Consider the following 10,733-nt stretch of genomic DNA (forward strand, 5'->3'; position numbering starts at 1 on the left):
GTGCCGACAGCCTCAGGCCACAGCCGGCCGGCTCACCCGAACCCGCTGCCGTCATTGCCGAACGTAGCGCCAAGTAAGTAGGTCGGACTTCATTCATCGCCGGCTTCGGTGGCGTCGAGTAACGCACCGAGGGCGCGGTGGAGGTCGGCCAGTTCCCGCCCACCGGTTTTCGTCAGCACTTCCGTATTCTTTGCATCCAATTGGCGGACAATGTCTTTAGCGAGTTCTATGACTCGTTTCCCCTCGTCACTGAGATCGAGGCAAACGGCTCTCGCATCGCGACTGTCTCGTTCGCTGACAACAAACCCGCTCTTCTCCAACGCTCGCACGAGCTTGGATATGTAGATTCGCTGCAACCCCGTGTGCGCGGCGAGTTCTCGCTGACTAGGCCTCTCCCCCGCACTCACCAGACCATGGAGAGACGCGAGCACCGAATACTGGGCGTGGGTCAACCCGAGGTGGGCGATCGCTCGGTCAACCCCCGCCCGCCAGCGCAAGCCAAGGTGCCACACCAGCGACCCCGTCGTCCATAATTCTCGATCTTGCATTCAAATAGAATACATGGCTACTATCTCAATTAGGGTACATGGAAACTATTCGAGGAGTCGCAATGCCCACAATTCCCGTGCTCGACTCGACTGTGGCCTACCGCTCGTGCGGAGACGGAATACCCTTCGTACTTATCCACGGGAACCCCACATCCTCCTACCTGTGGCGAAACATCCTCCCGCAGATAGGAAATCTCGGCCAAGCGCTTGCCCCTGACCTCATCGGAATGGGCGCGTCGGGCAAACCGCCAATCGACTACGGTTTTCTCGACACCGCCCGCTACCTCGACGCATGGTTCGACCAGATGGAGCTCGACGACGTCGTACTCGTCGGACACGACTGGGGCGGGGCACTTGCACTGGACTGGGCTGCCCGCCATCCCGAACGCGTTCGAGGTGTTGCCTTCTTCGAAACGATCCTCCGTCCGATGACCTGGGACGAGCACTTCCCGGGAGACGCACGAGCGCGGGTCGAGGCCCTGAGAGCTCCCGATATCGGCGAGACCAAGGTACTCGACGAAAACTTCTTCCTCGAAATTGCGCTTCACAGAACAGTTCTCGGAGAGCTGTCCGAAACCGATGCTGAAACCTATCGCGCCCCTTACCCCTCGCCGGAGAGTCGCCGGCCCCTTCTCGAGTGGCCACGGTCCTTCCCCGTCGAAGGAAGTCCCGGCGACGTGAATGCACGAGTGGCGGCGTACAGCGATTGGCTCGCAGAAAGCAGCGAGGTACCCAAACTCCTTCTCACCTTCAGCGGCCCCGCCGAACTTCTCATGATCGGACCTGACGAAGTCGCGTGGAGCCGATCGAATATCGCAAACCTCGAGGTGAAACAGTGCGGTCCCGCAGGACATCTCGCCCCGGAGGATCAGCCTGCGGCCATCGCGGCGGCGATCACCGAATGGACACAGCGGCAACACTGCTTCAGCCGCGACTGAAGTGGGACCGTCGCCACGTACTCTGAGCGCCGGTTTCCCCGACCCATGCGGTAGCGATCCAGACGGTGCTCCGAAATATGGGACCGACACCACCTCCGCCGGATTTGTCCGATATAACTAACTGGCGAGTACGCCGGTTGGGACGAGGTCGAGAACGAGGGGGCGTGTGTGGTGAACGAGGACGGGTTGGGGCGAACGTCGGGATCGGGGGCTCCACACCGGGTGGGCGGCTTTCTTTATCACCGCAACGGCGACCGGTGGGAGTGGTCGGACGAAGTCGCACGGATTCACGGATACGAACCCGACCAAGTGGCTCCGACGACGGAATTGATGCTCGCGCACAAGCATCCCGACGACCGAAGACACGTTGCCCAAACACTGCACGCCATCCGCACTTCAGGCGGCCCGTTCAGCAGCCGCCACCGCATCATCGACACCGCAGGGGACACTCACTCGGTAATCGTCGTCGGCGACAGCGTCGTGGACGAGTCGGGTGCTGTGGTCGGCAGCTCAGGCTTCTACATCGACGTCACCGAAACCCTGGACAGCACGGTGAAAGCATCTGTCGACGTGCTGGTCAACGAAATCACTGCTTCTCGCGGGGTGATCGAGCAAGCCAAAGGCATGCTCATGGTGATCTACGGAATCTCTGCCGATCGAGCTTTCGACATCCTCGTGTGGCGTTCGCAGGAGACCAACGTGAAACTCAGGGATGTTGCCGAGCAGTTGATAGTTCGCACGCTGGACGATTTCCGGGTCCCGACACTTCTGCGGACCCGGTTCGATCACTTGCTGTTACAGGGTTGAACTTCTAACCCGGCTGAACCACGAACTGGGAGATGCTTAAGGCGGTTCCCGTGGCTGGCTGCTCAACCTCGAGGAACCTCGCCCGCATTGATTCCGGGACGGTCCGATGCGGCCTATCCCCGTTGTTACCCAACGCGGAGTAAAAGGAAACTACTTGTCGTCAGACTTCTTCTCGGAGGTCTCCTCGACCAGTTCAGGCGCCTGTTCTCGAGTTGCCATTCCGCCGTCGCCGCCCTTGTCCACGGGCCCTGGGTGCCCACCCTTGGGCGACTGGTCGTTGTTGTCTTTCTCGGTCATGCGGTCATCCCCGTCATTTGGTCCTGTCAGTCATACGGCGTGCGGCCTTTCAGGAGCCTCGGCCCGCCTCCCTCTCAATCTAACGCTCTCAGCACTTCCCGCAACCCTCACCGGTTTTGTTTGCATTTCAGCGCTTTCGGGCAGGTGACTGCGAACAGCATTTCCGCGATGAGAGGTCGATCCCAGTGCGCGCAGTGACTTGGCAAGGCAAACGAAAAGTAAGCGTCGATACGGTTCCGGACCCGAAGATCGTCGAACCCAGTGACGCGATCATCAAGGTCACCACGACGAATATCTGCGGATCCGATCTGCACCTGTACGAGACTCTGGGTGCGTTCATGAATGCCGGCGACATTCTCGGTCATGAACCGATGGGCATCGTCGAAGAAGTCGGCTCGGAAGTCACGAATCTCGAGATAGGCGACCGCGTCGTGATCCCGTTCCAGATCTCGTGTGGCAACTGTTTCATGTGTGATTCGAGCCTCTACACACAGTGCGAGACGACTCAGGTCCGCGATCAGGGAACGGGCGCAGCGTTGTTCGGCTTCTCCGAGCTGTACGGCTCGGTGCCAGGCGGGCAGGCCGAGTACCTTCGAGTACCGCAAGCACATTTCACACACATCAAAGTTCCCGAAGGTCCCGCGGATTCGCGATTCGTCTACCTCTCCGACGTGCTTCCCACAGCCTGGCAGTCGGTTGAATACGCCGACATCCCGCCGGGTGGGTCCGTGACCATCCTCGGTCTCGGACCGATCGGTGACATGGCGGCCCGCATCGCTCACCACCAGGGATTTCGAGTAATCGGCGTGGACCGTGTACCCGAACGCCTTGCACGCCTTGCCGAACGCGGGATCGAAACCCTCAATCTCGACGACTACGGCAGCAAGATCGGTGACGCAGTCAGAGATGCGACGAACGGCCGTGGAACCGATTCGGTGATCGATGCTGTCGGAATGGAAGCTCACGGGTCTCCGATCGGAAAGCTCGCGCAGCAGTTCGTCGGACTCCTTCCCGATGCTCTTGCCGCGCCTGCGATGCGTAACGCAGGAATCGATCGACTCGGTGCGGTCTATTCGGCCATCGACATCGTTCGGCGCGGGGGGACGATTTCTCTGATCGGTGTATACGGCGGCATGGTTGATCCACTGCCGCTGATGACTATGTTCGACAAGCAGATTCAGCTCAGGATGGGTCAGGCGAACGTCAAGAAGTGGGTAGACGACATCATGCCTTTGCTCACTGATGACGACCCACTCGGCGTCGACACCTTTTCCACTCATCAGCTGCCGCTCGATCAGGCGCCACACGCCTACGAGATCTTTCAGAAAAAGCAGGAAGGCGCGGTCAAGATCCAACTGAAACCGCACGGGTAATAATCAGCACCGATTCCATCCACGTTCGACAGAAAGAAACTGAAACCGAAATGGCTCGCGAACTCACCGTCTCCGACAGCGTCGTCGTCAATGTCGACGCGCTTTCTCTCTACGAGCTCATCAGCGATCCCACTCGCATGGGCGACTGGAGTCCCGAAAACCTGGGAGCTACCTTGCGGGGAGACCGCGAAAGCGCTTTCCTGGGTATGGAGTTCGACGGGCACAACAAACGTGGGCGCGCGCAGTGGACCACAAGATGCACCGTCACCGCTGCCGACACCGGGAAACTGTTCGAATTCCGTGTTCACAAGATCGGCCTTGCCACGCCACGAATCTCTGCCGCTATTGCAACCTGGCGGTACCGATTTCAGCCCGTCCCCGGTGGAACCCGAGTTACCGAAACGTGGATCGACGACAGACGGGGCTGGCCGGATTTTGCGGCGGACATATTCGACAAAGTTGCCACCGGCGGAAAGACGTTCGCCGACTTTCAGCGCGGCAACATCCGCAAGACGCTGCTGAACATCAAGAGCGCCGTTGAGCAGGAGGTATCCGGCATCGAAGGCAGCACCGGCTGACCGACCGGCACAGCTTGTGGCAGTTTCTGCCACTTTTGGTACAGTGCGGATATGGCAACAGCCCGCCGCACTGCACTACTTCTCCGCGTCTCGCAGAGTTGCGCTGCCGCTTTCGTCGAACGCGGCGACACTTCGACGACCATCGCGGAGCTCGCCGAACGGGCAGAAATCTCCGAGCGCACCTTCTATCGCTGCTTTGCCACCAAGGAAGAGAGCATCTGGCCGATGCTCGACGAGGGAAACCGCAGTCTTGCCACCGCCCTCAGCGCGCAATCCCGCGAATACGGACTCTCAGCGGCAGTGAAGACGGCCTTTATCGCATCGGTCGGAGAGTCCTTCGAGCCGATGACTCGGTCACTGATGCCCATCATCTTCGGCGACGCGGCGCTCCGGAGAGTGTGGGAATCAGCAACTTTCGAGACGATGGAACTGATCCGCCCAGAAGTTGCACGTCTGATCGATCGGCCAGAAGGCTCGCTCGACACGACAGCGGCTTCGGGCCAGGCAACACTGGCGGTAGTGGCCGCACTGCGCGAGATGGCAGACCTCCGGACCCCCGCACCCAAGGCCATCACCCGCGCGCTCGGCGCGTTCTCGAAGCCATATCTCGCAACACCAACAGGTTAGGAACAATCATGACTCAGGATCTCTCCGGAAAAATCGTTCTCGTCACTGGCGGCGCACGCGGCCTGGGCGAAGCGTTTGCGCGCGGCATCGTCGCGGGTAACGGCCGCGTCGTCATCGGCGACCTACTCGACGACGACGGCCGAGCAGTGGCCGAATCTCTCGGCGACGCAGCACGTTACGTTCACCTCGACGTCACCGATCCGACGTCTTGGAAGTCCGCCGCCGAGTACGCGGTATCCGAATTCGGCGCGATCAACGGTTTGGTCAACAATGCCGGAATCTCGGCTTCCGGCCAGACGGTCGCCGAAGAACCGCTCGAGACGTTCCAACGCATCATCCAGATCAACCTGGTGTCCGTACACACCGGTATCCACACGGTGGTGCCGTTCATGAAGGCAGCAGGCGGCGGATCCATCGTGAACATCTCCTCGGCCGCCGGCCTGATGGGCATGGCTCTGACCAGCGGTTACGGCGCAGCCAAGTGGGGCGTGCGTGGGCTGAGCAAGATCGCCGCCGTCGAACTCGGTCGCGACAAGATTCGGGTCAACTCCGTACACCCCGGCATGGTCCTCACCCCCATGACTGCGCCGACGGGCATCAGCCTCGAAGAGGGCGCATTCCCCAACAATCCGTATCGCCGTGTCGGTCGCCCGGAGGAGTTGGTCGGTGCGGTCACCTACCTACTTTCCGACGATGCCTCGTACACAACAGGTTCCGAGATCGCCGTCGACGGTGGTTGGACCGCCGGACCGTCGATCGAATACATCGCCGGCCAGTAAGGCAGGGATCCGTTCCCGCCTGAACCTGCGCATTCCGAACGTCCTCAGGTAGATACCAACGTCTCCCTGATTGCATTCGGAGAACTCAACTTTCGCAGGCGCTGCAGCGCACGATGCAGGTCGAGTGACACCTGGCCGGTCGTACGGGCGAGCGATGTTGCCGTCGCCTCACTGTCGAGGCCGACGATCAACCGCAACACCAGGACATCGCGTTCGACAACCGGGAGCGCTGTTGGAGGCGGGAGCGGCCCACTGCTGAACCGGTCGGATGCCGCCCGAGCAATCGCGACGCTTGTACTCACGTACAGCAGGCGCAGGAAAGGCTGATTCGCCGCCGATCCGTCACGAACTGCCGTGAGAACAGAGATGCATGCAGCATCCGCGGCGGAGTCGGAGACGGCCCGATCAAGCTCGGCGCGGCACCGCAGCACAACCATCGGGCGAAACACTGCGTACAAATCGGTCATGGCTTCATGGCTACCGCTCCGTGCCGCGGCGGCCAACATCTCGAGCGAGCCTTCCTGCAACATGGGCTTACAATCTCTCTCGACCCGAAATTCGTCGTGTAGCCGGGGAATCAGCTGGATCCGAACAGTCCGGCGAAGGGGTTCACTTTCGGCGCGGGTGCCTGATCTTGCCCGCCTTGCCATTGGTTCTGATTGCCCCAGTCGTTGCCCTGATTCCAGTTACCACCCTGGTTCCAGCCGCCGTTTCCACCACGGTCCCAATCGTGCGAGTGATCGCCCCCCTGATCTCCGTACCAACTGTTATCGGCCTGTGTTACATCATGATTCACAGTATCTGCCGAGGCCGGTGCGGCGAGCACGGCAATGGGTACGGTCAATACCGCCCCCGTCACCGCGAGCTTGGTCCAGAAGTACTTCCTACGTTGTTCCGGTGCGGATAGTCGTGTCATGATCGATCCCTTCTCCGAAGATTTCTCCAGACTCTCTCTGGCTGTCCCGAACGGGGCACACACCAGTGAAGTCCCGCATCCTGGCCGTCCACTGGCACAACCCTGGCAGATTCCTGGCAGGGCTGACTTCAAACCGAACGCCCTGCACTACACAATGTTCCGATGCCGGCTCGTTGTTGTTCGCGCCCCAGTTCCGACCGTTCCGTTCCAGGCGGCAAGGGGTCGCTCGGGCGTAAAGTCGAGAGGGTTCGGCTCAGTCGTCCAGAGCGGAAGGACACCCAGAAAATGCGGAGCGATGGAGATACGTGGGACATCGTCAGTAGCGTCGGACTCACCGCGCTTGCAGTGGCGACCTTCCGCGCATTGGAAAGCGCCCGCTCGGACGCGATCATCGAAGACAAGTTCGCATCATGGTTCGTAGAAGCTGCAGCGGAGCCGCATTTCACAGCTCTTCTGAAAGATCCGGCACTCCTCGACGACACACCCTTCGGCGGTTTCATGGGATTGCGAACCAGGTTCTTCGACGAATTCTTCTTGTCGTCAACCGAATCCGGAGTAAAGCAGGCGGTAATCGTTGCAGCGGGGTTGGATTCGCGTGCGTACCGGCTGGATTGGAACTCAGAATCCACAGTGTTCGAAGTAGATCAACCAAAGGTATTGGAGTTCAAAGCCGAAGTGCTCTCGGCGCGCGACGCCCAGCCGAAAACTGATCGACGCACTGTGCCTACGGATCTGCGCAACGACTGGCCGGCTGCGCTCGCGGAGGCCGGTTTCGATCCGAAGGAACCTACTGCATGGTCCGCAGAAGGCCTGCTCGCTTATCTCCCCGGCCCGGCCCACGACGCCCTGTTCGAGCGGATCGACGAACTCTCGGCCATTGGTAGTCGGTTGGCAGTGAACGACTTTCCGGCCGGCACGGACCCGAAGAAGCTGGCGACCATCAGATCCAAGTACTTTGCCGAGAACCCGTTCGGAGACCTGGACATTTCGCAACTGTTCTACAGCGACAAACGATCCGATCCCGGCCGGTGGCTCACTGAACACAATTGGACCGTCCGACGCTTCAGCTCGGTGGGGTTGGCAGATCTGTACGATCGCCGGATTCCTGATCTCCCCGAAGAGATCGCCGCACTGTCGACGCAGCCTTCTTTCCTGGCCGCGACCAAGAACTAACTCGGGCAGTCCTCACGAAAGTTACTCGGGTGCAGCATTTCTCCGTTTTGTCCAGCTTCACTATGCGTGTCACCACGACAAGTAGTTGACGGCACTCGAGGATGAACCGATTCAGTACTTCAGGCTGAGTACGTCTACACCTCAGACGGACGCGCGCCGAAGAGAACGCTGATGAAATGAGTCCATGAAACTCGAACACACACGCAGGAAGAGTCGCCCGCTCACGCTGGTGGCACTTGCCTCCGCAGCGGTATTCGCCCTCGCCGCATGTACTTCCGGGCCGGATTCTGCACAAACCTCGGACAACAGCACAAAGGTCTCCGCCACCGAGACACCCACGACAGTCACGATCCCCGACAGCCCCGTCGGCAAGCAGATCAGCTGGCTTCTCAGTGCGTTCAACACGAGCGCGCCATTGCCCCAGGAAGAAATCGCCGAGCACTTCGGACCCACCGCACCAGTTGTCCTGACGCCTCCGGACTTCGAGTCCATCCGAGCCGGACAGCCCTGGACAACAGTGAATTACAAGGGAGGCGATACCGACGGCACCGTTTCCATCACCAGTACCACCGGCGGCGCGTTCGACATAAACGTCGTCGTCGACGGCAGCGGGTTGGTCCTTGGAATGGCGATAACACCGACCAAAGACGATCATGTGCCTGCCGCATCGTGGCAAGAGCTCGAGGCAGCTGTCAAAGCACTTCCCGCGCCGACGAACTTGACCGTCACCGAGGTCACCGGCGGAAAGAACGCCGAAGTCTTCGGTGTCGGCGACACCTCACCACAGCCCACAGGGTCAACGATCAAGCTGTACGTTCTCGGCGCGGTCGCGACGGCTGTCCAGAACGGGACACTCTCGTGGGATCAGAAGCTCACCATCACCGACGACCTCAAGTCGATGCCCGGCGGGACAATGCAGGACCTGCCGTCGGGAACCGAAGTCACGGTCCGGGAGACCGCCGGCAAGATGATCTCGATCAGCGACAACACCGCCACCGACATGCTGATCGCTGCTGTCGGGCGCGAGCAGGTCGAGGCCGAGTTCGCCCCGATGGGCATGGCGGATCCTTCGCTCAACATTCCGCTGAAGCCGACCCGCGCACTGTTCCAACTCGGCTGGGGCAACGATGGCGCACAACGTATCGCCTGGCGCGACGGAACCCCGGACGAGCGTCGAGCAATACTGGCGGCACTACCTGGCGGCCTGGTGGACATCCCGGCGTCAGCATTCACCACCCCCGCATGGCCTTTCGATATCGACTGGTTCGCCTCGCCCGCCGACCTGCGTGCCGCGTTGGTCTCGTTGCAAGAGATGGCGAAGACCGAGAGCGGTGCACCGGTTCGAGACATACTGGCCGAAGATCCGGCGCTCGGTGACGAGTCCGCGAAATGGTTCACCTACGGCGGATTCAAGGGCGGCAGCTCCATCGGGGTCCTTGCGGGTGCCTACTACGTGGAACACGACGATCGCGCCTGGGTCGTCACCATGCAAACTCATGGTGACGACGCTGCCCTGGTTGCCGATCCGGCTCTGTACTTCGATCCGGTCGACGACGCGATGCTCCTGATCCAGAAGGATGCGACCAGCTAGAACGCACGTCCCAGCGCGAGCCGACGTCACCGAAAGGCCTGTCCCGACAAGTGAATCGTCGGGCAGGCCTTTGTCATCCCTCAGGAGAGTACGACGCTCTCGAGTCTGTCCGCGATCGCTTTGCCGACACCCCAGTCGAGTGCTGCACACCCGACCGACTTGAACACCGTGCGACCGTGGCGCTCCACGCCGGATTCCATTACCGCGCCCAGTGATCGGAGGTCGGAGATGGGGAACTCTCGCTCGATTGCCGACCGAACTTCGCCCGACCCCTCCAGGCATCCGGCCACGTCGTCCAGCACGGTGACCGTCGAGGCATCGATGAGCCCGGCAGGCAGTTCCGTCATCGAAGGACGGAAAGATCCGACTGCATTGACGTGGACGTTTGCCGGTAGTGCTGCGAGGTCGAACAACGGTGACGTGGCACCGGTCGCACAACACACCACGTCAGCATTTGCGACACATTGGTTTGCCGACCCTGCTACCGAAAACCGGAGTCCTGGATGCCGAACTTTCGCTTCGTCGACAAATCGTTGTGCATGGGTGAGGGTCCGACTGTATACCGAAATCTCTTCGAATTCCCTTACTGCACAGCAGGAATCAAGTTGTGTCCCGGCCTGGGCGCCGGAGCCGAGGATCGCCAGACGCCGGACCCTTTCCGGCGCCAGTACGTCCGTTGCCACGCCAGAGACCGCACCGGTTCGCAGCGCGGTGAACCGGTGGGCTTCCACACTGAACCGCGGAAGCCCGGTGGCTCCGTCGTACCAGAGCACAGTGCCTTCGATGCGCCTACTTCCGTCGATGTCGTAGATCGTCAACGTCTTGACAACGGCGTCGCGGGTGGACCGATGCAGTGCAGACATCACGAGCAACTGGCCGTCCGCCACGACCGTTCGCGGTGGTTGTTCGAGCCTCCCCTCGTGAAGTTCGGTGATGGCACTGGCCACCGCTGCGACGGCGACCCCGACCGGAATCAGCGAGTCGAGCCTGGCGAGGTCGATGTGTGGAGCCACTGCATGATCTTCGATTTCCATCTTTTCGATTCCGTTTCTCGGGGTGTACTTCAGGGCTAGTTCACTGAAATTCCTTGACATCCAATCGGTAAG

The 10,733-nt window shown here is 60.7% G+C and carries 12 protein-coding genes and 1 pseudogene; 8 read left to right on the forward strand and 5 right to left on the reverse strand.

Going from position 1 to position 10,733, the window contains the following annotated elements; translation table 11 throughout:
* Positions 1 to 251 precede the first annotated feature (251 nt).
* Positions 252 to 548, reverse strand: a pseudogene (locus QMA15_RS32805) (MarR family transcriptional regulator); the annotation flags it as partial.
* A 62-nt stretch (positions 549 to 610) separates the two neighbouring features.
* Here QMA15_RS32805 and QMA15_RS20020 point away from each other — a divergent pair.
* A complete protein-coding gene (locus tag QMA15_RS20020) occupies positions 611 to 1,486 on the forward strand; it encodes a haloalkane dehalogenase (RefSeq protein ID WP_070796291.1) in 876 nt (291 codons plus the stop codon).
* 168 nt (positions 1,487 to 1,654) lie between these two features.
* Entirely contained in the window at positions 1,655 to 2,293 is a 639-nt protein-coding gene (locus QMA15_RS20025; RefSeq protein ID WP_019747203.1) for a PAS and ANTAR domain-containing protein, read from the forward strand.
* Between the two features lie 150 nt (positions 2,294 to 2,443).
* Here the strand turns inward: QMA15_RS20025 and QMA15_RS20030 are convergent, their stop codons facing one another.
* Complete coding sequence (locus tag QMA15_RS20030) at positions 2,444 to 2,590, reverse strand: hypothetical protein (protein WP_019747202.1); 147 nt, start codon at positions 2,588 to 2,590, stop codon at positions 2,444 to 2,446.
* A gap of 185 nt (positions 2,591 to 2,775) precedes the next feature.
* Here QMA15_RS20030 and QMA15_RS20035 point away from each other — a divergent pair, with 185 nt between their 5' ends.
* From QMA15_RS20035 to QMA15_RS20050, 4 genes are read left to right on the forward strand one after another with little or no spacing between them, the layout of a single operon-like run.
* Positions 2,776 to 3,963: a zinc-dependent alcohol dehydrogenase gene (locus QMA15_RS20035; protein WP_279163169.1), complete on the forward strand. Its 1,188-nt coding sequence runs from the start codon at positions 2,776 to 2,778 to the stop codon at positions 3,961 to 3,963.
* A 50-nt stretch (positions 3,964 to 4,013) separates the two neighbouring features.
* Positions 4,014 to 4,541 (forward strand): SRPBCC family protein, encoded by a 528-nt coding sequence (locus tag QMA15_RS20040; RefSeq protein WP_019747200.1) that lies wholly within the window; start codon positions 4,014 to 4,016, stop codon positions 4,539 to 4,541.
* A 51-nt stretch (positions 4,542 to 4,592) separates the two neighbouring features.
* On the forward strand, positions 4,593 to 5,168 hold the full coding sequence (locus QMA15_RS20045) for a TetR/AcrR family transcriptional regulator (protein WP_019747199.1): 576 nt from the start codon (positions 4,593 to 4,595) through the stop codon (positions 5,166 to 5,168).
* 8 nt (positions 5,169 to 5,176) lie between these two features.
* Positions 5,177 to 5,947 (forward strand): glucose 1-dehydrogenase, encoded by a 771-nt coding sequence (locus QMA15_RS20050; RefSeq protein ID WP_019747198.1) that lies wholly within the window; start codon positions 5,177 to 5,179, stop codon positions 5,945 to 5,947.
* Between the two features lie 44 nt (positions 5,948 to 5,991).
* Here the strand turns inward: QMA15_RS20050 and QMA15_RS20055 are convergent, their stop codons facing one another.
* Both QMA15_RS20055 and QMA15_RS20060 read right to left on the reverse strand, forming a co-directional pair.
* Positions 5,992 to 6,477 (reverse strand): RNA polymerase subunit sigma, encoded by a 486-nt coding sequence (locus QMA15_RS20055; protein ID WP_142005961.1) that lies wholly within the window; start codon positions 6,475 to 6,477, stop codon positions 5,992 to 5,994.
* 47 nt (positions 6,478 to 6,524) lie between these two features.
* Entirely contained in the window at positions 6,525 to 6,863 is a 339-nt protein-coding gene (locus QMA15_RS20060; protein ID WP_279163168.1) for a hypothetical protein, read from the reverse strand.
* Between the two features lie 285 nt (positions 6,864 to 7,148).
* Here QMA15_RS20060 and QMA15_RS20065 point away from each other — a divergent pair, with 285 nt between their 5' ends.
* On the forward strand, positions 7,149 to 8,036 hold the full coding sequence (locus QMA15_RS20065) for an SAM-dependent methyltransferase (protein WP_279163167.1): 888 nt from the start codon (positions 7,149 to 7,151) through the stop codon (positions 8,034 to 8,036).
* 184 nt (positions 8,037 to 8,220) lie between these two features.
* A complete protein-coding gene (locus QMA15_RS20070) occupies positions 8,221 to 9,627 on the forward strand; it encodes a serine hydrolase (protein ID WP_279163166.1) in 1,407 nt (468 codons plus the stop codon).
* A gap of 80 nt (positions 9,628 to 9,707) precedes the next feature.
* Here QMA15_RS20070 and QMA15_RS20075 read toward each other — a convergent pair whose 3' ends face one another.
* Positions 9,708 to 10,661, reverse strand: a complete 954-nt coding sequence (locus QMA15_RS20075) for a hypothetical protein (protein WP_279163165.1) — start codon at positions 10,659 to 10,661, stop codon at positions 9,708 to 9,710.
* Positions 10,662 to 10,733 lie beyond the last annotated feature (72 nt).

The sequence above is a fragment of the Rhodococcus sp. APC 3903 genome (assembly GCF_030407755.1).
GTDB classification, from domain to species: Bacteria; Actinomycetota; Actinomycetes; order Mycobacteriales; family Mycobacteriaceae; genus Rhodococcus_F; species Rhodococcus_F erythropolis.